The organism is Kitasatospora sp. NPDC004745, from assembly GCF_042873275.1.
Lineage (GTDB): Bacteria > Actinomycetota > Actinomycetes > Streptomycetales > Streptomycetaceae > Kitasatospora.
On the sequence record NZ_JBIALK010000012.1, the window covers coordinates 149,711 to 172,484 of the forward strand.

Annotated in this window: 17 protein-coding genes and 1 tRNA gene; 2 read left to right on the top strand and 16 right to left on the bottom strand. The window is 73.3% G+C overall.

What is annotated here, in order from left to right:
- Positions 1–43: 43 nt before the first annotated feature.
- From prfA to ACFYUY_RS20890, 10 genes are all read right to left on the bottom strand, one after another.
- Positions 44–1,120 carry a peptide chain release factor 1 gene (gene prfA / locus ACFYUY_RS20845; protein WP_360204580.1) on the bottom strand — a complete coding sequence of 359 codons (1,077 nt, stop codon included), beginning with the start codon at positions 1,118–1,120 and terminating at the stop codon, positions 44–46.
- Between the two features lie 112 nt (positions 1,121–1,232).
- The gene (rpmE, locus tag ACFYUY_RS20850) at positions 1,233–1,454 is read right to left on the bottom strand and encodes a 50S ribosomal protein L31 (protein ID WP_153462614.1); all 222 of its coding nucleotides are present in this window, start codon (positions 1,452–1,454) and stop codon (positions 1,233–1,235) included.
- A gap of 202 nt (positions 1,455–1,656) precedes the next feature.
- Positions 1,657–2,766, bottom strand: coding sequence for an LCP family protein (locus ACFYUY_RS20855; RefSeq protein ID WP_360204577.1), 1,110 nt, complete (start codon positions 2,764–2,766; stop codon positions 1,657–1,659).
- A 140-nt stretch (positions 2,767–2,906) separates the two neighbouring features.
- On the bottom strand, positions 2,907–4,997 hold the full coding sequence (rho, locus tag ACFYUY_RS20860; RefSeq protein ID WP_360204575.1) for a transcription termination factor Rho: 2,091 nt from the start codon (positions 4,995–4,997) through the stop codon (positions 2,907–2,909).
- 593 nt (positions 4,998–5,590) lie between these two features.
- Positions 5,591–6,529 (bottom strand): homoserine kinase, encoded by a 939-nt coding sequence (gene thrB / locus ACFYUY_RS20865; protein ID WP_360204572.1) that lies wholly within the window; start codon positions 6,527–6,529, stop codon positions 5,591–5,593.
- 361 nt (positions 6,530–6,890) lie between these two features.
- Positions 6,891–7,988, bottom strand: a complete 1,098-nt coding sequence (thrC, locus tag ACFYUY_RS20870; RefSeq protein WP_387902265.1) for a threonine synthase — start codon at positions 7,986–7,988, stop codon at positions 6,891–6,893.
- A gap of 9 nt (positions 7,989–7,997) precedes the next feature.
- Complete coding sequence (locus tag ACFYUY_RS20875; protein WP_360204566.1) at positions 7,998–9,290, bottom strand: homoserine dehydrogenase; 1,293 nt, start codon at positions 9,288–9,290, stop codon at positions 7,998–8,000.
- A gap of 138 nt (positions 9,291–9,428) precedes the next feature.
- Positions 9,429–10,820 (bottom strand): diaminopimelate decarboxylase, encoded by a 1,392-nt coding sequence (gene lysA, locus ACFYUY_RS20880; protein WP_360204563.1) that lies wholly within the window; start codon positions 10,818–10,820, stop codon positions 9,429–9,431.
- An 86-nt stretch (positions 10,821–10,906) separates the two neighbouring features.
- Positions 10,907–12,568 carry an arginine--tRNA ligase gene (gene argS, locus ACFYUY_RS20885; RefSeq protein WP_360204560.1) on the bottom strand — a complete coding sequence of 554 codons (1,662 nt, stop codon included), beginning with the start codon at positions 12,566–12,568 and terminating at the stop codon, positions 10,907–10,909.
- 84 nt (positions 12,569–12,652) lie between these two features.
- Positions 12,653–13,072, bottom strand: coding sequence for a response regulator (locus tag ACFYUY_RS20890; RefSeq protein WP_387902335.1), 420 nt, complete (start codon positions 13,070–13,072; stop codon positions 12,653–12,655).
- Positions 13,073–13,271: 199 nt separating this feature from the next.
- On the opposite strand from ACFYUY_RS20890, the gene ACFYUY_RS20895 reads away from it, so the two are divergent.
- A tRNA-Arg gene (locus ACFYUY_RS20895) sits at positions 13,272–13,343 on the top strand.
- Positions 13,344–13,465: 122 nt separating this feature from the next.
- On the opposite strand, the gene ACFYUY_RS20900 is transcribed toward ACFYUY_RS20895, so the two are convergent.
- From ACFYUY_RS20900 to ACFYUY_RS20915, 4 genes are all read right to left on the bottom strand, one after another.
- Positions 13,466–14,518, bottom strand: coding sequence for a trypsin-like serine protease (locus ACFYUY_RS20900; RefSeq protein WP_387902270.1), 1,053 nt, complete (start codon positions 14,516–14,518; stop codon positions 13,466–13,468).
- A gap of 103 nt (positions 14,519–14,621) precedes the next feature.
- Positions 14,622–15,530, bottom strand: a complete 909-nt coding sequence (locus ACFYUY_RS20905; RefSeq protein WP_360204551.1) for a carbohydrate kinase family protein — start codon at positions 15,528–15,530, stop codon at positions 14,622–14,624.
- Between the two features lie 79 nt (positions 15,531–15,609).
- Positions 15,610–17,196, bottom strand: coding sequence for an MFS transporter (locus tag ACFYUY_RS20910; protein WP_387902273.1), 1,587 nt, complete (start codon positions 17,194–17,196; stop codon positions 15,610–15,612).
- A 374-nt stretch (positions 17,197–17,570) separates the two neighbouring features.
- Complete coding sequence (locus tag ACFYUY_RS20915; RefSeq protein ID WP_360204545.1) at positions 17,571–19,277, bottom strand: DUF885 domain-containing protein; 1,707 nt, start codon at positions 19,275–19,277, stop codon at positions 17,571–17,573.
- A gap of 163 nt (positions 19,278–19,440) precedes the next feature.
- On the opposite strand from ACFYUY_RS20915, the gene ACFYUY_RS20920 reads away from it, so the two are divergent.
- On the top strand, positions 19,441–20,196 hold the full coding sequence (locus ACFYUY_RS20920) for a helix-turn-helix domain-containing protein (RefSeq protein ID WP_360204542.1): 756 nt from the start codon (positions 19,441–19,443) through the stop codon (positions 20,194–20,196).
- Positions 20,197–20,440: 244 nt separating this feature from the next.
- On the opposite strand, the gene ACFYUY_RS20925 is transcribed toward ACFYUY_RS20920, so the two are convergent.
- Together ACFYUY_RS20925 and ACFYUY_RS20930 are read right to left on the bottom strand one after the other, a co-directional pair.
- Positions 20,441–21,292 (bottom strand): fumarylacetoacetate hydrolase family protein, encoded by an 852-nt coding sequence (locus ACFYUY_RS20925; RefSeq protein ID WP_360204539.1) that lies wholly within the window; start codon positions 21,290–21,292, stop codon positions 20,441–20,443.
- Positions 21,293–21,498: 206 nt separating this feature from the next.
- Positions 21,499–22,719 carry a serine/threonine-protein kinase gene (locus ACFYUY_RS20930; RefSeq protein WP_387902277.1) on the bottom strand — a complete coding sequence of 407 codons (1,221 nt, stop codon included), beginning with the start codon at positions 22,717–22,719 and terminating at the stop codon, positions 21,499–21,501.
- Positions 22,720–22,774: the final 55 nt, after the last annotated feature.

A 22,774-nucleotide genomic window follows, 5' to 3' on the forward strand; every position in this document is an offset into this window, starting at 1 on the left:
TCTGCGCTCCGGCTTCTGGCTTTCGGGCTGGGGCGCGCCGGTCTCAGTTCTGTTGGGCCGCGGCCAGCTTGGCCGCCGCGTCCGCGTCGACGCAGGACTGGATCACCGCGTTCAGGTCGCCGTCCAGGACCTGGTCCAGGTTGTACGACTTGAACCCCGTGCGGTGGTCCGAGATGCGGTTCTCGGGGTAGTTGTACGTCCGGATCCGCTCGGAGCGGTCCACCGTGCGGACCTGGCTGCGACGCGCCTCCGAGGCCTCCCGCTCGGCCTCCTCCTGCGCGGCGGCCAGCAGCCGCGAACGCAGGATGCGCATCGCCTGCTCCTTGTTCTGCAGCTGGCTCTTCTCGTTCTGGCAGGACGCCACGATACCGGTCGGCAGGTGGGTGATCCGGACCGCGGAGTCGGTGGTGTTGACCGACTGGCCGCCGGGGCCGGAGGAGCGGTAGACGTCGATCCGCAGGTCGTTGGCGAGGACCTCGACCTCGACCTCCTCCGCCTCGGGGGTGACCAGCACGCCCGCCGCGGAGGTGTGGATTCGGCCCTGCGACTCGGTGGCGGGGACGCGCTGCACGCGGTGCACGCCGCCCTCGTACTTCAGCCGGGCCCAGACGCCCTGGCCGGGCTCGGCGTTGCCCTTGGTCTTCACGGCCACCGAGACGTCCTTGTAGCCGCCGAGGTCGGACTCGTTGGAGTCGATGATCTCGGTCTTCCAGCCGATCCGCTCGGCGAAGCGCAGGTACATCCGGAGCAGGTCGCCGGCGAACAGCGCGGACTCCTCGCCGCCCTCGCCCGCCTTGATCTCCAGGATGACGTCCTTCTCGTCGCTCGGGTCGCGCGGCACGAGCAGCAGTCGCAGCTCCTCGGTCAGCTCCTCGCGGCGGTGCTCGCCGTCCTTCACCTCGGAGAGGAACTCCGGGTCCTCGGCCGCGAGTTCACGCGCGGCCTCGATGTCCTCGCCGGCCTGCCGCCACTCCCGGAAGACCCGGGTGATCGGGGTCAGCTCGGCGTACCGCTTGGCCAGCTTGCGCGCGTTGGCCTGGTCGGCGTGGACGGACGGGTCGGCCAGCCTCTTCTCGAGGTCGGCGTGCTCGACGAGGAGCTCTTCGACTGCCTCGAACATGGGGGTGGCCTTCTTCCCGGAGATCGGTTGGTGTGGTGGGACGCGAACGGCGCCGGTCCCCAGCGCCCCCGGAACGAGTACGGGGGCACCGGGAACCGGCGCCGAGGGAGCGCTAGGCCTTCGCGCTGTGCTGCTTGCCGAAGCGGGCCTCGAAGCGGGCCACGCGGCCACCGGTGTCGAGGATCTTCTGCTTGCCGGTGTAGAACGGGTGGCACTGCGAGCAGACCTCGGCGCGGATCTCGCCACTGGTCTCGGTCGAGCGGGTCACGAACTCGGCGCCGCAGGTGCAGGTCACACGGGTGACCACGTACTCGGGGTGAACGTTGGGCTTCAAGGGGTTCTCCTAGGTTTCGGGAGGGCACCGGGTCGGCGGCTGGAGCGCCGCACGTGAACCGGGACCGACGGACCAGTCTGCCAGGACCGGCCGCATCTTCCCAAACCGGGGCCCGCTCCGGGATATTCCGCGCGCCGCCGCGGGCCCGTCGCGCGCCCGCCCCGACCGTGCCGCGCCGGCCGTGCCGCGGCCCGGCGCCCGGTCAGCGCCTGGCCGGGGCCTTCGCCGCGCCCGTCGCGGGGCCCGTGGGGGCCGTGGGGGCGGCCTGGGCGGGGTTCTCCGGCTGCGCCGAGACGACGGACTGCGGGAGCGGCTGGTCGGCCTTGAGCGCGGCCCAGAGCTGGTCGGCCTGCGGCTGCTGTTCGACGACCCGGTTGGGGTCGCTGGGTGCGGTCACCACCGGCAGGGTCACCATGCCGAGCTGGTCCGGCCCGATGCCCTTGAGCTCCTGGACGAGGCCCACCAGGGCGTTCACCGAGCCCAGTGCGGAGTCGGTGGTGACGCTGCTGGTCATGGTGTCGCCGATCGACCACAGCTTGACCGGGTTGGAGAACAGCCCGAGCCCGCCGGCCTGCTGCAGCAGCGACCGCACCATCTGCTTCTGCAGTTCGATCCGGCCGAGGTCGCTGCCGTCGCCGACGCCGTGCCGGGTGCGGACGAAGGCCAGGGCCTGCTGGCCGTCCAGGTGGTGCTCGCCGGGGGCGAGGTCGAGGCCGCTGTCCTTGTCGTGGATGGCCACCGTGGTGGTCACGGTGGCCCCGCCCAGCGCGTCCACGACCCGGGCGAACCCGGCGAAGTCGATCTGCACGTAGTGGTCCATCCGCAGCCCGGTGAGCTGTTCGGTGGTCTTGACCGCGCAGGCGGCGCCGCCGGTCTCGAAGGCGCTGTTGTACATGGCGCGCTTGGCACCGGGCACCGTCCGGCCGGTCGCGTCGGTGCAGTCGGGCCGGGCGACGAGGGTGTCGCGCGGGATCGAGACGACCTCGGCGCGCGAGTGGTCCTGGTTGACGTGCACCACCATCGCGGTGTCCGAGCGGGCGGTGTCGCCGGTGTCGCCGCCGGCCAGGTCGCCGTTCCGGCCGTTCCGCGAGTCGGAGCCGAGCACCAGGATGTTGAAGGACCCGTCGGTGGCCGCCGGCGGACGGGCGTCGCCGAGCCGGGCGTTGATGTCGACGCTCTTGATGTTGCCGTTGAGCTTGTAGTACGCGTACCCGGCCGCTCCGGCACCGAGGACGACGAGTGCGGCGAACGCGCAGGCCGCCGCCCGCAGGACCTTGCGGCGGCGGGTCAGGACCCTCTTGTGTTCGGCCATACGGTCCAGAGTAAATCGGACAAGATGATCTAAAGGCCCCGGGATGTCCCAATCCTGGAACAAAGGCCCGGCCGGACGCACGGAACCCCGGACCGCTCGCGCGATCCGGGGTTCCGTGTCCGACTGCCGTCCGGCTACCGTCAGTCGCTGGAGCCGGGGGTGGTCTTGGCGATCTGCATCAGGAACTCGGCGTTGCTCTTGGTCTGCTTCATCTTGTCCAGGAGCAGCTCGATCGCCTGCTGCGAGTCCAGCGCGTGCAGCACCCGGCGGAGCTTCCAGACGATGGCCAACTCCTCGCTGCCGAGCAGGATCTCCTCCTTGCGGGTGCTGGAGGCGTCCACGTCGACGGCCGGGAAGATGCGCTTGTCCGAGAGCTTCCGGTCGAGCTTGAGCTCCATGTTGCCGGTGCCCTTGAACTCCTCGAAGATCACCTCGTCCATGCGCGAGCCGGTCTCGACCAGCGCGGTGGCCAGGATGGTCAGCGAGCCGCCGTTCTCGATGTTGCGCGCGGCGCCGAAGAACTTCTTCGGCGGGTACAGCGCGGTCGAGTCGACACCACCGGACAGGATGCGGCCGGAGGCCGGCGCCGCCAGGTTGTAGGCGCGGCCGAGACGGGTGATCGAGTCCAGCAGGATGACCACGTCGTGGCCCAGCTCGACCAGGCGCTTGGCGCGCTCGATGGCCAGCTCGGCGACGGTGGTGTGGTCCTCCGCCGGGCGGTCGAAGGTCGAGGAGATGACCTCGCCCTTCACCGACCGCTGCATGTCGGTGACCTCTTCCGGACGCTCGTCGACCAGGACGACCATCAGGTGGCACTCGGGGTTGTTGTGCGTGATCGCGTTGGCGACCGCCTGCAGCACCATCGTCTTGCCGGTCTTCGGCGGCGCGACGATCAGACCGCGCTGGCCCTTGCCGATCGGCGACACCAGGTCGATGATCCGGGTGGTCAGCACGCCCGGGTCGGTCTCCAGGCGCAGCCGCTCCTGCGGGTACAGCGGGGTGAGCTTGTTGAACTCGGGGCGGCCGCGGCCGCTCTCCGGGTCCATGCCGTTGACGGAGTCCAGCCGCACCATGGCGTTGAACTTCTCGCGGCGCTCGCCGTCGCGGGGCTGGCGCACCGCTCCGGTGATGGCGTCGCCCTTGCGCAGGCCGTTCTTGCGGACCTGGGCGAGCGAGACGTAGACGTCGTTCTGGCCCGGCAGGTAGCCGGAGGTGCGCACGAACGCGTAGTTGTCGAGGATGTCGAGGATGCCCGCGACCGGGATCAGGACGTCGTCCTCGCCGATCTGCGGCTCGGCGGGGCCGGCCTCGAAGCCCTCGCGGCGGCCGCGGCCACGGCGGTCGCGGTAGCGGCCGCGACGGCCACGACGGCCGTCGCCGAACTCGTCGTCCTCGTAGCCGCCCTGCTGGGCCTGCGGCTGCTGGGTCTGCTGGCCGCCCTGGCGGCTCTGCTGGCCCTCGGCCTGGCCGCCCTGCTGCTGGCCGCCGCCCTGCTGGGGCTGGCGGTCGGCGCGCTCACGGCGGTTGCGGCGGTCGCGGCGCGACTCGCGGCCCTCGCCGTCCTGGGCCTCGCCGGTCTCCTGGCGGTCGGTGCGCTCGGGGCGCTCGCCCGCCTCGCGGCGGTCACGACGGTCGCGGCGGTCGCGGCGGGTCTCGGTGCGGCCCTCCTCGCGGCCCTCGAAGGCGCGGGTCTCGGCCTGCTTGGGCTCGGCCTGCTTGGGCTCGGCCACGACCACCGCGGCGTCGGCGGCGGCGGCCTCGGCGACCGGGGCACCGGCGGCGGAGGTGGCGCGGCGGCGGGTGCGCTCGGCGCGGGCGGGCGCGGCGGTCTCCGCAGCGGCCTGGACCGGGATGTCGATCTGGGCCTGGGGCTCGGCGGCCTTGGCCTCGGCCGCGGCGGCGGCCTTGGTGCGGCGGGCGGGCTTCTCGGCCGGCGCCTCGGCGTCCGCCTTGGCGGCGGTGCGCTTGGCGGCGGCCGGGGCGCCACCGGCGGCGAGCAGCGGGTCCCCGCCGCTCTTCTCCTTGATGGTCTCGATCAGCTGGCTCTTGCGCATGCGTCCGGTACCGGTGATGCCCAGGTCCGCGGCGAGCTTCTGCAGCTCGGCCAGGACCATGCCGTCCAGGCCCGCGGCGGCGGTGCGGCGGCGCCGCGCCGGGGCCGCGGGTGCGGCGGCTGCGTCCGACGCTTCGGCGTCCGGGCGCGCGCCCATCAGATCGGTGGAGTCGCTCACTAAGGGTCCTTCCCTGGAGCGGACGTCGGCCTGTCTGGCTCGGCGACCGGTTGTGCTGTCCTGACCAACGCTCGACTGCGTCGGTCCGAGGCGGTGATCCCCCGAAAGGCGGAAGCCGGTCGAGGGAGAGCTGCGAGGTGCGGTGCTTGAAGCACGGTGGTGCTGAGTGGCGCGGTGGGCCGGTCGTGTGCCGACCGGGCGTACCCCCACGCTGCCTGCGAATCCCGGGCCCCCGTCGCGTGACGGTGGCCCGCGCTCCGCCCGTCCTGGCCTCGAGGTGGGAGGCCGCGGGTGGGAGTCAGGTGCCGTCACGGCTTCGGGATGCGGCCGCATGTCGCGCAGGCAGGCTGCGTACGCGCTGCGGTGGGCTCCCGGAGAATCGTCGCCCCGTGCATCGCCGCGACTCCACGGCAGTGGAGAGCTGGGATCGGGACGCGGCGCACCGAGCCCCGGAGGGCACCTGGTGCAGCAATGAGGTTAACACTACCGACCCCCTCAGACATTCCCCAGCCTTGCGCTTGCCAATCGTGTCCGGAGCACCCGGCTCGGCGCGGTGCCGAGCCGGGCCCCGGCGAGCGGCCCGAACGGGCTGCTCAGACGTCCAGCGGGAGCACGGTGGCCCCGGTCCGGTCGAGCTCCAGGCGGTGCGCGGCGAACGCCGGGTCACCGCCGTGGCCGTGGTGCCCGGCGAAGGAGAGCACCTTGTCGGCACCCGCCTCGTCGGTGAGGGCGAGGACGGTCGGGCCGGCCCCGGAGATGACCGCCGGGACGCCCTCCGCGCGCAGCGCGCCCACCAGCGCGGCGCTGTCCGGCATCGCGGAGGAGCGGTAGTCCTGGTGCAGCCGGTCCTCGGTGGCGGCGAGCAGCAGCTCGGGCCGCCGGGTCAGCGCCTCCACCAGCAGCGCGGCGCGGCCGGCGTTGACCGCGGCGTCGGTCAGCGGGACGGTCTTCGGCAGCAGGCCGCGGGCGGTCTCGGTGAGCACCTCGCCGGCGGGCACGAAGACGATCGGGACGACCTGGCCGGAGGGCTCCAGGGTGACGGCCTTGGCCGACTCCTCGTCGGTCCAGGCGATGGTGAAGCTGCCGCGCAGGCAGGCCGCGACGTTGTCGGGGTGGCCCTCCAGCTCGGAGGCGAGGGCCAGCAGCGCGTCGTCGTCCAGGGCGGACGGGCCGCCGATGGTGACGGCGCGGGCGGCCACGATGCCTGCGCAGATGGCGGCCGAGGAGGAGCCCAGGCCGCGGCCGTGCGGTATCCGGTTGGCGCAGACCACTTCGAGGCCGCGCGGCTGGCCGCCGAGGCGGTCGAAGGCGGCGCGCATCGAGCGGACCAGCAGGTGGCGCTCGTCGCGGGGCAGCGTCTCGGCGCCCTCGCCGGCGATGTCGACCGAGAGGCCGGAGTCGGAGACCCGGACGACGACGTCGTCGTACAGGCCCAGCGCGAGCCCGAAGGCGTCGAAGCCCGGGCCGAGGTTGGCACTGGTCGCGGGAACCCGGACCCGGACGGCGGCGGCACGGAACGCGGGACCGGCCATGCGGTGGACTCTCCTGGGGAAATCGGGCGGCGCGGAGCGCGTCGTCGGTGCAGGGGCGGGAACGGACCGCGGGCCCCGTCCGGGGCGGGCGGTCACGGTCGTCGGTTCGGCCCGGAGGGCCAGGACCCGGGGCATGTGCCACACGGCCGAACCCAGAGTATCGAAGAGAGGTTCCCCAGTGGTACACCCCATGGGCCTTCGATCTGGTGTGTTGCCGCTTCTGGCCGGAATGCGCACCGGATTCGGTTCGGAATGCGAAGCGTAATTGACACAAAAGTGTCACCGGAGAACGTCGACGGGCCGACCCCCGAAAGGGTAGGCCCGTCGAAGCGTCAGACCCGGTGACCGGCCCGGTCCCGGGTCAGTCGAGCAGGCCCAGGCGCCGGGCCGCGGCCTCCGGGTCGATCGGGACGACCTGCGGCTGCGGCGCGCCCGCCACCGCCCAGTCCGGGTCCTTGAGGCCGTTGCCGGTCACGGTGCAGACGATGCGCTGGCCCGGGTCGACCAGGCCGGCCTCCGCCTTGGCCAGCAGGCCGGCCACCGAGGCGGCCGAGGCGGGCTCCACGAAGACGCCCTCCTGCGAGGCCAACAGCCGGTAGGCGGCGAGGATCTGACGGTCCGTCACCTTGTCGATGAGGCCGCCCGACTCGTCCCGCGCGGCGAGCGCGAAGTCCCACGAGGCCGGGTTGCCGATCCGGATCGCGGTGGCGATGGTCTGCGGCTTGAGCACCGGCGCGCCGTCGACGATCGGGGCCGAGCCGGAGGCCTGGAAGCCCCACATCCGCGGCGTGCGCGCCGCGAGGCCGTCGGTGGCGTACTCGCGGTACCCCTTCCAGTACGCGGTGATGTTGCCCGCGTTGCCGACCGGCAGGACGTGGATGTCCGGGGCGTCGCCGAGCATGTCGACGATCTCGAACGCGGCGGTCTTCTGACCCTCGATCCGCACCGGGTTCACCGAGTTGACCAGGGCCACCGGGTACTTCTCGGACAGTTCACGCGCAAGGGTGAGGCAGTCGTCGAAGTTCCCGTCCACCTGCAGGATCTTGGCGCCGTGCACCAGCGCCTGGCCCATCTTGCCGAGGGCGATCTTGCCCTGCGGGACGAGCACCGCGGAGACCATCCCGGCCCGCACCGCGTACGCGGCGGCGGAGGCCGAGGTGTTGCCGGTGGAGGCGCAGATGACGGCCTGGGCGCCCTCCTCCTTGGCCTTGGAGATGGCCATCGTCATCCCGCGGTCCTTGAAGGAGCCGGTCGGGTTGGCGCCCTCGACCTTGAGGTAGACCTCGCAGCCGGTGCGCTCGGAGAGCACCTGGGCGGGGACGAGCGGCGTGCCGCCTTCGAGCAGGGTGACCACCGGGGTGGAGTCCGTGACCGGCAGGCGGTCCCGGTACTCCTCGATCAGGCCGCGCCACTGGTGGGTGTGCGCGCCTCGGACGACGTTCTCGGCAACGGCGTTCATGGCTGTTCCTTACTCCCCTTCGACCCGCATGATGCTGGCCACGTCCCGCACGCTGTCCAGCGCGCGGAGCTTGTCGACCGTCGCCGACAGGGCGGCGTCGGTGGCACGGTGGGTGACCACGACGAGCGAGGCGTCGCCGTCGCGGCCCTGCTGGCGCACGGTGTCGATGGAGACGCCGTGCTCGGCGAAGACGGACGCCACCTGGGCGAGCACGCCCGCGCGGTCGTCCACGTCCAGGCTGACGTGGTAGCGGGTGACCACCTCGTCCATCGGCTTGGCGGGCAGCTGCGTGTACACCGAGTCACCGGGGCCGGGGGCGCCCGCGAGCTTGTTGCGGCAGACCGCGACCAGGTCGCCGAGCACCGCGGAGGCGGTCGGCGAGCCGCCGGCGCCGGGGCCGTAGAACATCAGCCGACCGGCCGCCTCGGCCTCGACGAACACCGCGTTGTAGGCCTCGCGGACGGAGGCCAGCGGGTGCGACAGCGGGATCATCGCCGGGTGGACCCGGGCGGTCACCGAGGCGCCGTCGGCGGCCCGCTCGCAGATCGCGAGCAGCTTGACCACGCAGCCCATCGCCTTCGCGGAGGCGATGTCGGCGGCGGTCACCTCGGTGATGCCCTCGCGGTAGACGTCCGCGGCGGTCACCTTGGTGTGGAAGGCGATGCCGGCCAGGATCGCGGCCTTGGCGGCGGCGTCGAAGCCCTCGACGTCGGCCGTCGGGTCGGCCTCGGCGTAGCCCAGCGCGGTGGCCTCCTCCAGCGCCTCCGAGTAGCCGGCGCCGGTGGTGTCCATCTTGTCGAGGATGAAGTTGGTGGTGCCGTTGACGATGCCCAGCACCCGGTTGACCTTGTCCCCCGCGAGGGACTCGCGCAGCGGCCGCAGCAGCGGGATCGCGCCCGCCACGGCGGCCTCGTAGTACAGGTCCACCCCGGCCGCCGCGGCCGCGGCGTGCAGCTCGGCGCCGTCCTGGGCGAGCAGCGCCTTGTTGGCGCTGACCACCGAGGCGCCCTGCGCGAACGCCGACAGGATGTGGTGTTTGGCGGGCTCGATGCCACCCACCACCTCGACCACGACGTCGATGTCGCCCCGGTTGACCAGGGCCTCGGCGTCGGTGGTGATCAGGTGCTCGGGGACGCCCGGGCGGGTCCGGCCGGCCCGGCGGACCGCGATGCCGGCGAGCTCCACCGGGGCGCCGATGCGCGCGGCGAGGTCGTCGGCCGTCGTCGTCATGATGCGCGCCACCTCGGAGCCCACCACACCACAGCCCAGCAACGCCACCTTCAGCGGGCGCGTACGCATCATCCGACTCCGCTCTGCATTCATCGTGCTTCGGTAATTCCGGCGGGATTCTCGGGGCCGCCGGGAACTTCGGTCCGTACCAGTCTCGGGGACTTTCCGCACGGATCTACGGTCGTTCCATGATCTGAGACGAGAATTTCGTCATCCGATATCGAGACGCAGGAGATCCTCCTCCGTCTCGCGCCTGACGATCACCCGCGCCGCACCGTCCCTGACGGCCAGCACGGGGGGCTTCAGGGCGTGGTTGTAGTTGCTCGCCATCGAGCGGCAGTACGCGCCGGTGGCGGGCACCGCGATCAGGTCGCCCGCGGCCAGGTCGGCCGGCAGGAAGGCGTCCCGCACCACGATGTCGCCGGACTCGCAGTGCTTGCCGACCACTCGCACCAGCATCGGCTCCGCGTCGCTGCGGCGCGACACCAGGGCCACCGAGTACTCGGCGTCGTACAGCGCGGTGCGGATGTTGTCGGACATCCCGCCGTCCACGCTGACGTAGGTGCGCAGGCCCTCCAGCGGCTTGACGGTGCCGACCTCGTACAGCGTGAACGCCGTAGGGCCGACGATCGCCCGGCCGGGCTCCACGCTCAGCCGGGGGGCCCGCAGGTCCGCGGCGGCGCACTCGCGGCGCACGATCTCGCCCAGCGCCGCCGCGATCTCGGCCGGCTCGCGCGGGTCGTCGTCGCTGGTGTAGGCGATGCCGAGGCCGCCGCCCAGGTCGATCTCGGGCAGCTCGACGCCGTGCTCGTCGCGGATGCCGGCCAGCAGGCCGACCACCCGGCGGGCGGCCACCTCGAAGCCCGCGGTGTCGAAGATCTGCGAGCCGATGTGCGAGTGGATGCCGCGCAGCTCCAGGCTGTCGTGGGCGAGCACCCGGCGCACCGCCTCGGCGGCCGCGCCGCCGGTCAGCGAGAGCCCGAACTTCTGGTCCTCGTGCGCGGTGGCGATGAACTCGTGGGTGTGCGCCTCGACGCCGACGGTGATCCGGATCAGCACCTGCTGGCGGACGCCGTGCCGGGCGGCGATCGCGGCCAGCCGCTCGATCTCCTCGTAGGAGTCGACCACGACGTGCCCGATCCCGGACTTCACCGCGTGCTCGAGCTCGTCCACCGACTTGTTGTTGCCGTGCAGCGCGATCCGCTCGGCCGGCATGCCGGCGGCCAGCGCCACGGCCAGCTCGCCCGGGCTGCAGACGTCGAGGTTCAGGCCCTCCTCGTGCAGCCAGCGCACGATCGCCTTGGAGAGGAACGCCTTGCCGGCGTAGTAGACGTCCGCCCCGGTGCCGAAGGCGTCCCGCCAGGCGCGGGCCCGGGTCCGGAAGTCCTCCTCGTCGAGCACGTAGGCCGGCGTGCCGAACTCGGCCGCCAGCGTCCGCACGTCGATGCCGCCGACGGTGACCGCACCCGCGGCGTCCCGGGCGACGGTGCGCGACCAGACCTTGGGGTCGAGCGCGTTGAGGTCCGCCGGCGGGGCCTGGTAGTGGCCCTCGGGCAGGACGTCGCCGTGACGGGGGCCCGCGGGGTGTGCTGAGCGAGACATGTCCTTGTTCCTTGACCTATGGCGAGGGGCGGCGACGGTCCCCGTTGACCGTCAGCCGCCCCCGCTGTGCGCGATGGGGGTGGTGCCTACATCCGCTCGGGCGCCGTGACGCCCAGGAGCGTCAGCCCGTTGGCCACGACCGTGCGCGTCGCGTCGGCCAGCCACAGCCGGGCGCGCGTGAGGTCGGTGACCTCCTCGTCGCCGCGCGGCAGGATGCGGCAGTTGTCGTAGAAGCGGTGGTACTTGGCCGCCAGGTCCTCCAGGTACGTGGCGACGCGGTGCGGCTCGCGCAGCTCGCCGGCCGAGGCCAGCACGCGCGGGAACTCGCCGAGGTGGCCGAGCAGGTCGGACTCCCAGTCGGTGGCCAGCAGCTCCGGTTTGAAGTCCTCGGCCGCGCCGCGCGAGATGCCCTGGTCGTCGGCGTTGCGCTGGACCGCGCACATCCGGGAGTGGGCGTACTGGACGTAGTACACCCGGTTCTCGTTGGTCTGGCTGGTCAGGACGTTGATGTCGAGCGTGATGGTGGAGTCCGTGGAGGACCGCGCCAGGGTGTAGCGGGCGGCGTCGACGCCGATCCACTCGACCACGTCGTCGATCGTGATGATGTTGCCGGCCCGCTTGGACATGCGGACCTCCTCGCCGTCGCGAAGCATCTTCACGAACTGGCCGATCTTCACCTCGATGTTGTGGTTCATGTCGTCGCCCGCGCAGGCCGAGATGGCCTTCAGGCGGTTGACGTACCCGTGGTGGTCGGCGCCCAGCATGTAGAGCGCGACCTCGGTGCCGCGGTCCCGCTTGGACAGGTAGTACGCGGCGTCGGCGGCGAAGTAGGTGGTGTCGCCGTCGGCCTTGATCAGGACGCGGTCCTTGTCGTCGCCGAAGTCGGTGGTGCGCAGGAAGACCGCGCCGTCCTGCTCGAAGACGTGGCCCTGCTCGCGCAGCCGGTCGATGGCCTGCCCGACGGCGCCGGACTCGTGCAGCGACCGCTCCGAGAACCAGACGTCGAAGTGGGTGCCGAACTCGTCCATGGAGCGCTGGATCTCGGCCACCATGAGCTTCAGGCCCTCGGTGCGGAAGACCTGCAGCTGCTCGTCCTCGGGCAGGTCGAGCACGCCCGGGACGGCGTCGGTGAGCGCCTTGGCGATGTCGACGATGTACTCGCCGACGTACCCGCCCTCCGGCACCTCCCGGCCGTTCGCGGCGGCCTGCAGCGAGGCGGCGAACTTGGAGATCTGCACGCCGGCGTCGTTCAGGTAGTACTCGGTGGTGACGTCGGCGCCGCAGGCCCGCAGCACGCGCGCCAGGGAGTCGCCGACGGCCGCCCAGCGGACGCCGCCGATGTGGATCGGGCCGGTCGGGTTGGCGGAGACGAACTCCAGGTTGATCTTCAGGCCCGCGAGGTCCCGGTTGCGGCCGTAGCCCTCGCCGGCCTCGACGATGGTGCGGGCCAGCGCACCGGCGGTGGCGGTGTCCAGGGTGATGTTCAGGAAGCCCGGGCCGGCGATGTCGACCTTGGCGACGCCGGTGATCCCTCGCAGGCGGTCGGCCAGCAGCTCGGCGACGGCTCGCGGCGGCTTGCCGGCCGCCTTGGCGAGCTGGAGGGCCACGTTGGTCGCGTAGTCGCCGTGGTCCCTGTTCTTGGGCCGCTCGACCGTCACGTGCTCGGGCACGGCGACGGCCAGCTCGCCCGCCTCGACGGCGGCGCTCACTGCGGCCTGGACTGCCTGGGAAAGCTCTGCGGGGGTCACGACGCCAAGCGTAGGCGAGACGGGGTGCCCGCCCGCCACCCGGTTTACCGGTTGAGACGCCGTCGCGCCGTCCGGGCCGGGGTGTCAGCCGCGATCGGTGCGCTCTGTTCGCTCAGGGCGAAACGCGCTCGGCCGGCCGCCGAGCTCCATCAACCGCCGCACCAGCGCGACCAGGTCGGCCGGGTCGAAGGGCTTGCCGAGGTAGCCGTCCACGCCGACCGCCTCGCCCAGGTCGAGGTCCGCCGGGGTGCAGGCGCTCACGATCGCGATCGGCAGTCCGCTGGTCGCCGGGGTCGCCCGCAGCCGGGCCGCCGTCCGCAGGCCGTCCAGCCGCGGCATCATCACGTCGAGGGTCACCACGTCCGGCTTCACCCGGCGGACGACCTCCAGGCACTCGGCGCCGTCGGCGGCGGTCACCACCTCGAAGCCCTCGAGCTCCAGGTTGACCCTGATCAGCTGGCGGATCACCTCGCTGTCGTCCACCACGAGGACCCGCCCGGACACTCCCGACACCTCACCGAGGGTATCGGCGCCCCCGCCGCCCCGTCCGGCCTTTGGGCACTTCCACCGCCCCCGGCACCCCTCCCCCTCGACTCCTCCGCACCGCCCGCGACGGCTCCCCGGGAAACCCGTGCACGGAGCACGCCCGGAGCCTGGTAGTGTTCTTCACGTCGGAGGCGCCAGCGCCGAGGACACCAGCCAGGCCCCCGTAGCTCAGGGGATAGAGCACCGCCCTCCGGAGGCGGGTGCGTAGGTTCGAATCCTACCGGGGGCACTTCGCAGGAAGTGCAACTGAGGCCCAGATCAGTGGAGTTGATCCACGGATCTGGGCCTTCGTCATGTCCGGCCCCGGGTGGGGCCGGACACGCCGGGCGGCCGGGCCCGGGGCCGGGCCGGTCAGGAGGCCGCGGCGGCCTCGGCCTCGGCGTAGAGCCCGGCGATGGTGTGGTCGAAGTAGGCGCTGTAGGAGACGTCGTCGGAGTCGCCGCCCTGCTGGAAGCCGCCGATGGCACCGACCACGTCGCCCGTCGCGACGTCGATCCACGGGCCGCCGCTGGTGCCCGCCGGGTAGGCCGGGCAGGAGACGACGCGCTGGTAGGTGCTCTGCTTGCCGGTGCTGTTGGTGCAGAGGCTGGGCGTCTCCGCGTCGCCGGGGTACCCGTACAGGTGGACGGTGGCGCCGAACGGCTCGTCGGTGCCGAGGTGGTTGCCGCCGACCACGTCCTCGACGTTCCGGCCGTTGCTGGGGGCGGTCTCCAGGATCGCGAAGTCCTCGTCCTGGTCGCCCTTCCCGGACCAGCCGGAGGTGGTGTGGACGGCGGTGACCCGCCAGCTGCCGAACGGGGCGGAGCCGTCGCGGTAGCCCGGGACGAAGGTGACGCCGTCGGCGCTGTTGAGGCAGTGCGCGGCGGTCAGCAGCAGGTTGCCGGTGGGGCTGTGCAGGACGCTGGCGGTGCAGAAGTGGTTGCCGGCCGCGATGCCGCCGCTGAACAGGGCGCCGACGGTGGCGGCCTCCGGGTCCGTGGACGCGGCGACCGTGGTGGTGCCGAGGACGGCGGTCCGGGTGCTCGCCTTCGCACCGGCGGACGCCGTCGGCGTCCCGGCGGGCACCGCGTCCTCGCTCGGGGAGTCGGTCGGGGTCTCGCTCGCGGTCCCGGTCGGCGCCGGCTCCGGGGACTCGGCGGGGCTCGCGGCCGGGCTCCCGGTCGGGCCCTGGGCCTGGTCGGTGCCGTCGGTCGGCGCCGCGGCGTCGAGCGCTCCGGGCGAGGCGGTGGCCTGCGCGACGGCGGCCCGGGGGCTGCGGGCCGCCTTCCCCGCGGCGGTCGCGTCGGACAGGCTCAGCCCGTGCGTGCCGGTCACCACGGCGGCCACCACCACCGCCGAGAGCGCGGTGAACAGGGTCGGGGCCAGCAGGCGGTGGCGCTTCGTGTGGCGGCGGTGCTGAGCCATGCCCGTGTCTCCTACCGGTGTCGGTGGCGGTGTCCGGTCAACGACTATGACGCCTCCGCCTCGAAACGTCGTTACCGGTGTCTGGGAGCAGGATGAGAATCCGTCACCCCTCGCCCAACAGGCGCTCCAGGTCCGCGGGTCCGAGGAACGCGCTGTGCGTCCCGGCCCGGGTGCAGGCGAAGGCGCCGGCGGCCGTGCCGACCCGGGCGCAGTCCAGCGGTGCGAGGCCCCGGAACCAGGCGGCGAGGAAGCCCGCGACGAAGGCGTCGCCGGCGCCGTTGGTGTCCACCACCGGGCGGCCCGGGTCGACGGCCGGCAGGTGGTGCACCGCGCTCCCGCCCCGGGTGAGCTGGTAGCAGCCGTCGGCGCCCGCGGTGGCGGTGACGACGGTCGCGCGGCCTTCGGCGAGGATCCGGCGCATCACCTCCTCGTGGCGGCCGCGGCAGCCGGCCGTGGAGAGGAACACCAGGTCGGAGCCGAGCGCGTAGTCGAGGTGGTGCGGGTCGGCGCCGTCCCAGTCGTGCAGGTCGGTGGAGGTGGTGCGGCCGAGCCGGTGCAGGTCGGCGTACATGTCCCGGTTGACGCCGGTGATGGAGAGGTGGACGTGCCGGCTGCGCTCCGCGTAGGGGAGGTAGAACGCGCGCGGCAGCCGCAGGTCGGCGGGGTGGCGGCCGTCGTAGAAGGAGAACCGGCGGCCGGCGGCGTCGACCAGGTTGACCCCGCGCGGGGTGCCGTGCGGGCTCACCAGGTGGGCGAGGTGCAGGCCGTGGCGCTCGTGGGCGGCGCGGACCAGGTCGCCCTGCGGGTCGTCGCCGAGGAAGTCGAGGAGGGCGGTGCGCAGGCCGAGGTGGTGGGCGCCGAGGGCGACGCCGTTGCCGGTGTGGCCGAGGTGGTCGTGGACCGGTCCGACGGACAGGGAGTCGCCGGGCGGGACCTCCAGGCGCTCCACCCGGACGATGGTGTCCACGCCGGCGCCGCCGACGACGAGCAGGTCGAACTCGGGCAGCGCCACGGCGCCTCCTTGATCCCTGGGCAGTGGCCAGGAGTCAAGCAGGCGCCGGAGGTCGACTGCAAGACCTTGCTGAAGGGTTTCAGGTGGCCCGTTGGCGTTCCGTCGGGGCGGTCGCCCCGGCGCCGGCGGCGGGGCCGGACTGAGCGTCCGCGGAGCGCGCGGCAGCGGCCGGTTCCTCGGCGGGCCGCGACGCCCCGCCCTCGACGGCGGTGGCCTCACCGGGCGCCGGCCGGTGGTCGATCATCAGGAAGGCGACCAGCGCGGCCAGCAGCAGGATGCCCATCGCCACCCAGGTGGCGACCACGTACCCGTGCACCGCGCCCTGGGCCTGGACCGCCGGGTCGGAGGCGATCCGGGTCGCGAGGAAGCTCGCGGTGGCACTGGCCGCGATGGTGTTCAGCAGCGCCGTACCGAAGGAACCGCCCACCTGCTGGGCCGAGTTGATCGTGGCCGAGGCCGCTCCGGCCTCGTTCGGGGCGACCCCGAGGGTGGCCAGGCTCATCGACGGCATGAAGACCAGGCCCATGCCGAAGCCCAGCAGCAGCTCGGCGGGCAGCACCATGCCGGCCCACGGGCTGTCCACCTTCATCTGGGTCAGCCAGGCCATGCCGGCCCCGGCGAGCAGCAGGCCGGGCCCGATCAGGTTCCGGGACGGCACCCTGGTCATCAGCCGGGCCGCGATGCCCGTCGAACTGATCACGATGGCGGCCGTCATCGGCAGGAAGGAGAGGCCGGACACGATCGGCGAGAAGTGCTTGATGGCCTGCAGGTAGTAGGTCAGGAACAGGAACAGGCCGAACATGCCGACCATCGCCAGGCCCACCGAGAGCGCGCCACCGCCGCGGTTGCGGTCGGCGACGATGTGGATCGGCAGCAGCGGGTGCGCGCTGCGCCGCTCGACCAGGACGAACGCCGCGAGCAGCAGCACGCCCAGGACCAGCGAGCCGAGCACCAGGGCGTCGCCCCAGCCGCGGGTCACGGCCTCGGAGGTGCCGAAGACGATCGCCAGCAGGCCGCCGCAGCCGAGCAGGGCGCCCGGCAGGTCGAGTCGGATCCGGTTCCCCTTGGCGACGTGGTCGCGCTGGAGCACGGAGAACGCGGCGAAGGCGGTGGCGATGGCGATCGGGGTGTTGACGAACAGGCACCAGCGCCAGTTCAGGTACTCGGTCAGCAGGCCGCCGGCGATGAAGCCGATCGCGGCGCCGCCGCCGGCGATCGCACCGAAGATGCCGAAGGCCGTGCTGCGTTCCTTCGGATCGGAGAAGGTCGTGGAGAGCAGCCCCAGCGCGGAGGGGGCGAGCAGGGCGCCGAACGCGCCCTGGAGGGCGCGGGCGCCGAAGAGCATGGCCGGGTCGGCCGCGGCGCCGCCGAGGGCGGAGGCCAGGGCGAAGCCCAGCAGGCCGATGGTGAAGACGCGCTTTCGGCCGAAGAGGTCGCCCAGCCGGCCGCCGAGGAGCAGCAGGCCGCCGAAGGCGAGCGTGTAGGCGGTGATCACCCATTGCCGGTCGGCGTCGGATATGCCCAGGTCCCGCTGGGCCGACGGCAGTGCGATGTTCACGATGGTGATGTCGAGGACGATCATGAGCTGGGCGATGGCGATGACCGCCAGGGCCCACCAACGGCGGCTGTCCGCGTTCTCATGACCGGTGGCAGGTTGCGCAGACACTGGTCGAGCCTTCCGGAGGGGACGGAGAGGTCACGCAGTCGCCTTCCAGCCAAACTCCCGGGCGGGCGATTGGCAAGGAAAAACCTCAGCAAATCGACATTTTCGGGACGAAAGGACTAGGGCGTGTCTTTCGGATCACGTCGGATCAGCGGGCGTCGTTGGGGTGCGTGCATCGGCGGCGCCGAGGAGGGAGTCCATGCGGAGCATCGGCGACTGACGAGAAGCCGGCGAGGTGCGTGCCCCGGCGGCGACCGCCTGGCGTGATCCGAAAGACACGCCCTAGGGCCCCGGGTCTCGCGGACGAGACCCGGGGCCCTACGGTCCTGCAGCGCGGACGGTCCAGGCGCACGGGCGGTCCCGGCGCCCGGACGGTCCTAGAGCGCGGAGAGCTCCTCGACCAGGTCGTCCAGGCCGAGCGAGCCCTGCGAGAGCGCCGCCATGTGCCAGGCCTTGAGGTCGAACTCCTCGCCGCGGGCCTCGTGCGCCGCCCGTGCCGCCGCCCGGCCGCGCAGCCAGGCGCGCTCGCCCAGCTTGTAGCCGATCGCCTGGCCGGGCATGCCCAGGTAGCGGACCAGCTCGCTGTCCAGGTAGTCCGGGGTGAGGCCGCAGTAGAGGCCGAAGAACTCGCGGGCGGCCTCCGGGCTGACCCGCTCGCCCGGCTTGTACGGGGAGTCCGCGGGGAAGTCCATGTCCGCGTGCATGCCGATGTCGACGATGACCCGAAGCGCCCGCATCATCTGGGCGTTGAGGTAGCCGAGGCGGTGCCCCGGGTCGGTGAGGTAGCCGAGCTCGTCCATCAGGCGCTCGGCGTACAGCGCCCAGCCCTCCAGGTTGGCGCTCACCCCGCCGATGCTGACCTGGTAGGTGGAGAGCCGGTCGGCGACGTAGTTCCACTGCGCGAGCTGCAGGTGGTGGCCCGGGACGCCCTCGTGGTACCAGGTGGAGACGAGGTCCCAGACCGGGAAGCGCTCCCGGCCGAGCGACGGCAGCCAGGTCCGGCCCGGGCGGGTGAAGTCCAGCGAGGGCGCCGTGTAGTACGGGGCGGCCGCACTGCCGGGCGGGGCGATCCGCGACTCGACGCGGGTGACCGGCTCGGCCAGGTCGAAGTGGGTGCCCTGGAGGTCCCGGATCACCTGGTCCATCAGGCCCTGCAGGTACAGCCGGGTCGCCTCGGCGCCCTCGACGACCGGGCCCTCGACCTCCAGCCACTTCATCGCGGCCATCGGGCCCTCGCCGGGGAGGACCTTCTCCGCCTCGGCCTCCATCTGCGCGGCGAGGTCGTGGAACTCGCTCCAGGCCCAGGCGTAGGCCTCGTCCAGGTCCAGGTCGGCGCCGGTCCACAGGCGGACGAGGCGGCGGTAGCGCTCCCGGCCGGTGGTGTCGGGGGTGTCGGCGGCCGCGGGCCCGTAGACGTCGCGCATCCAGTCGCGCAGCTCGGCGAGCGCCTCGGCGGCGGCCACCGCGGGCCCGGTCAGCTCGGCGCGCACGCCCTCCGGCGCGTCCTGGACGAACTCGCCGAACCAGCCGCCGGGCACGTCCCCGGCCAGCCACTCGCCGAACTGCCCGACCACGGTGGAGACCTGGCGGGGGCCGGAGAGCAGCCCGCTCGCGATGCCGGCGGCCAGGGTCTCCCGGTACTGCGCGAACGCCACCGGCACGCGGGCCAGCCGGCGGCCGACCACCCGCCACTCGTCCTCGGTGCCGGTGGCCATCAGGGTGAAGACGTCGCGGAGCTCGTGCACCGGCGAGCCCAGGTTGCGCACCGCGCGGAGGTGCTCGCCCGCCTCGTGGACGGCGAGCTCGGCGGTCAGCCGCTCGCGCAGCAGTCGGGCGCAGCGGCGCTCGGCCTCGTCCTCGGCGGCCCCGGCCCGCTCCGCCCCGTCGAGGGCGGCCAGGGTGCGGCGGGCGAGGTCGGCGATCGCCTCGGCACCGGCGGGCGAGAGGTCGGGGAGGCGGTCGTCCTCGGGGTTGAGTCCCAGGTAGACCGCGGCGAGCGGGTTGAGTTCGGCCAGGGCGTGGACGTAACCGTCGGCGATCCGGCGCGGGGTGGTGCCGTCGGAGGTGATCAGTTCTTCAACCATTCGGACATCATTTCGTGGCACGGGGGGATTGCAAGCCCTTGACCGAGATCGGTGACATGCACCGGTCGAATGTTCGTCACAGGCCGCCCGGTCAAACGCACGTTCGGCGAACCGCCGCGCGCGACAGGATCCGATCGGGTCGACGCCCATTACGCTGACCGCCATGGAAGCCCGCCCCACCACGGCAACCGGCCCGCTGCCCGAACCGGCCGCACCCGACCCGCGCCCGCGGCGCGCCGGCTACCGGCGGCTGCCGGTCCAGCAGCGGCGCGACCAGCTGATCGCGGTCGCCCTGGAACTGTTCGCCGTCCGGCCGCCCGAGGAGGTGAGCCTGGACGACGTCGCCGAGGCCGCCGGGGCCTCCCGCCCGCTGGTCTACCGCTACTTCGCCGGCGGCAAGCAGCAGCTGTACGAGGCGGCCCTGCGCACCGCCGCCGACGAGCTGACCAGCCGCTTCGCCGTCCCGCTGGCCGGAACGCCGTCCGAGCAGCTGGCGGCCGTCCTGGACGGCTACTTCGCCTTCGTGGCCGAGCACGACGCCGGCTACTCGGCGTTGCTGCGCGGCGGTTCGGTGGTGGAGACGGCCCGCACCTCGGCCATCGTGGACGACGTCCGGCGGGCCGCGCTGAAGCGGACCCTGCGGCACCTGGGGGTGCGGGAGGCCGGGCCGCGGCTGACGCTGCTGGTGCGCTCCTGGATCGCGGTGGTCGAGGGCGCGTCGCTGAGCTGGCTGGACGAGGGGCGCACACTGCCGGTCACGGAGCTGCGCGACTGGCTGGTGGACCAGTTCACGGCGATGGCGGCGGCGACGGCCCTGCACGATCCGCAGACCGCGGGGGTGCTGGCCACGCTGCTGGCGCTGGAGGGGCCGCGGGCGGAGCGGGCGGACCGGCTGCGCGAGGTGCTGGCGGCGCGGTAGCGCGGGAGTGCCGCCGGGGCCTGCGGGTGCGTTCCGCCTGGGGCTGCGACGACGTGCTGCCGGGGGCCTGCGACCGGCGTGCTGCCGGGGCCCCTCGGGTGCGCGGGTGCCGGACGGACGGCGTGGCCGGCCTCGGGCGGCGCGGGCCCTCCCGACCCCCGTGCCCGGGGTCGGGGCGGCCGGAACGCCGCGGTGGTCGGCGGGCGGGCGGCCGGGGAACGGCCGGGGGCGCCCGTCGGGCGGCTCAGGCCTTGCCGAACACCTGGCGCTGGCGGCCGAGACCGTCGATCTCGATCTCGACGATGTCGCCCGCGGTCAGGAACGGCGTCCCCGGGTGGCCCAGGGTGACGCCGGCCGGAGTGCCCGTGACGATCACGTCGCCCGGCTCCAGCACCATGAACTGGCTCGCGTAGCGGACCAGTTCGAGCACCGGGAAGATCATCTTCGCGGTGTTGCCGTCCTGCCGCAGCTCGCCGTTGACCCAGAGCCGCAGCGGCAGCTGCTGCGGGTCGGCGACCTCGTCCGCGGTGACCAGCCAGGGCCCCAGCGGCGTGAAGGTCTCCGCCGACTTGCCCTTGTCCCACTGACCGCCGCGCTCGAACTGGAAGGCCCGCTCGGTCACGTCGTTGGCGATCGCGTAACCGGCGATCACCGCCGCCGCCTCCTCGTGACCGCCCAGGTAGCGGGCGGTCCGGCCGATCACGACGGCCAGCTCGGCCTCGTAGTCGGTCTTCTCGCCGCCGCGCGGCACCAGCACCTCGTCGTACGGGCCGACCACCGTGTAGCTCGGCTTGAGGAAGATCACCGGCTCGTCCGGTGCCACGGCCCCGGCCTCGGCGGCGTGGTCGCGGTAGTTGAGCCCGATGCCGACCACCTTGCCCGGGCGGGCGACCGGCGCGCCCACCCGCAGGCCGGCGAGGTCCACCCGGGGCAGCAGCCCCGCGGCCACGTCGCGCGCCAGCGCGGCGGCGTCCAGCCCGGCCAGGAAGGCCCCGTCGATGTCCCGGGCGCGCCCGGAGAGGTCGTACCCGGTGCCGTCCTGGCCCAGCACGACCGGGCGCTCGGCGCCCGGGGGTCCGACACGGAGGAGCTTCATCGATCCGTCACCAGCCTTTCGTCGCAGCTCACCGGGGGCGGCAGACACCGCACCCGAGTCTGGCAACGAGGTATATCAACGCCGACGGCCGTGGAACCAGACCGTCCCGGTGGGCGGATTCCTATCAATTCGCACAGCCCCCGGACGCCCCGAATCGGCGAGCCGTACGGTTGACAGCCCCCGGCCGGGGCGGCGGCCCGCCCGCCTCAGCCGTGCTGCGGACCGCCTCCGAGCAGGCCGGCCAGACTCAGCGCCCGCGGCTCGCCCGGACCGGACCGGGTGACCACCCGGTGCCAGCGGTCGAGGTCGCGCAGCACGTCGGCCCGCGCGCCGGGCTCGGCGGCCAGCGCCGTGACCAGCTCCCGCAGCAGGGCGACGGCGGCGCCCGGACTGCCGTCCTCGGCCAGCCAGAGGGCCAGGTCGTGGCAGGTGCGCAGGGTGCGCGGGTCACCCGGACCGCAGATCCGGGCGAGGTCGGGGACGAGCGCGGTCAGCATCCCGACGGCCTCCCCGGGGGCGCCCTGCGCGCCGCACTGCCAGGCCCGGTCCGCCCGGCGGCGCAGCTGCTCCGGGCTCGGGTCGTCCGGGCGCAGCACCCCGGGGCGGATCCGGCGCAGCCGCTCCAGCACCTCGGCGGCGGTGGCGGGCCGGTCCTCCGGGCGCTTGGCGAGCAGCCGGGCGATCAGGTCGGCCAGCGCCGGGTCGGCGGTGCGCACCCGGGGCGGGACCTCCTCCAGGTGCTTGTACATGTACTCGGCGGCCGAGGCGGCGCGGAACGGCCGGCGCCCGACGCAGAGCTGGTAGAGCATGACGCCGAGTGCGTAGAGGTCGGCCCGGCCGTCCACGGTGGCGCCGGACCAGCACTCGGGCGCCAGGTAGGGGACGGTGCCGACGACGTTCCCGGTGGAGGTGAGCACGGCGGACTGGGAGAGCAGCCGGGCGATGCCGAAGTCCAGCACCTTGGCCTTGCCGCCCTCGTCGATCATCACGTTCTCGGGCTTGATGTCGCGGTGCACGACCCCGCAGCTGTGCGCGGCGTCCAGCGCCTTGCAGACCTGGCGCATCCACTTGAGCGCGGCCTCCTGCTCGGGCAGGCCGTCCTTGAGGATGTCGGACAGGGCCCGGCCGCGGACCAGCTCCAGGACCAGGTAGTGGGTCTCCCCGGATCCGGCCGCGACCCGGCCGTAGTCGTGCACGGTGACGATGTGCGGGTTGGAGAGGCCGCCGGCCGTCCGTGCCTCGCGGACGAACCGGCTCACCGCCTCCCGGTCGGTGGCGTGCTCCTCCAGCAGCACCTTGACGGCGACCGCGCGGTCGAGCCGCAGATCGGTCGCCCGCCAGACCACGCCGAACCCGCCCCGGCCCAGCCCCGCCTCCAGCCGGTAGCGGCTGTCGAGCACCTCCCCCTCGTGCATGGCCTCCCCCAACTCCAGCTCCTCCGGACGGCGTTCGCCGTCGGCGGGGTCACCTTAGCGGCGGGGG

What these genes read in the sequence shown, in the direction of transcription:
- prfA (WP_360204580.1), bottom strand. Translation starts at nt 1,120, where the DNA reads ATGTTCGAGGCAGTCGAAGAGCTCCTCGTCGAGCACGCCGACCTCGAG.
- ACFYUY_RS20855 (WP_360204577.1), bottom strand. Translation starts at nt 2,766, where the DNA reads ATGGCCGAACACAAGAGGGTCCTGACCCGCCGCCGCAAGGTCCTGCGG.
- thrB (WP_360204572.1), bottom strand. Translation starts at nt 6,529, where the DNA reads ATGGCCGGTCCCGCGTTCCGTGCCGCCGCCGTCCGGGTCCGGGTTCCC.
- thrC (WP_387902265.1), bottom strand. Translation starts at nt 7,988, where the DNA reads ATGAACGCCGTTGCCGAGAACGTCGTCCGAGGCGCGCACACCCACCAG.
- ACFYUY_RS20875 (WP_360204566.1), bottom strand. Translation starts at nt 9,290, where the DNA reads ATGATGCGTACGCGCCCGCTGAAGGTGGCGTTGCTGGGCTGTGGTGTG.
- lysA (WP_360204563.1), bottom strand. Translation starts at nt 10,820, where the DNA reads ATGTCTCGCTCAGCACACCCCGCGGGCCCCCGTCACGGCGACGTCCTG.
- ACFYUY_RS20900 (WP_387902270.1), bottom strand. Translation starts at nt 14,518, where the DNA reads ATGGCTCAGCACCGCCGCCACACGAAGCGCCACCGCCTGCTGGCCCCG.
- ACFYUY_RS20915 (WP_360204545.1), bottom strand. Translation starts at nt 19,277, where the DNA reads ATGGTTGAAGAACTGATCACCTCCGACGGCACCACCCCGCGCCGGATC.
- ACFYUY_RS20920 (WP_360204542.1), top strand. Translation starts at nt 19,441, where the DNA reads ATGGAAGCCCGCCCCACCACGGCAACCGGCCCGCTGCCCGAACCGGCC.
- ACFYUY_RS20925 (WP_360204539.1), bottom strand. Translation starts at nt 21,292, where the DNA reads ATGAAGCTCCTCCGTGTCGGACCCCCGGGCGCCGAGCGCCCGGTCGTG.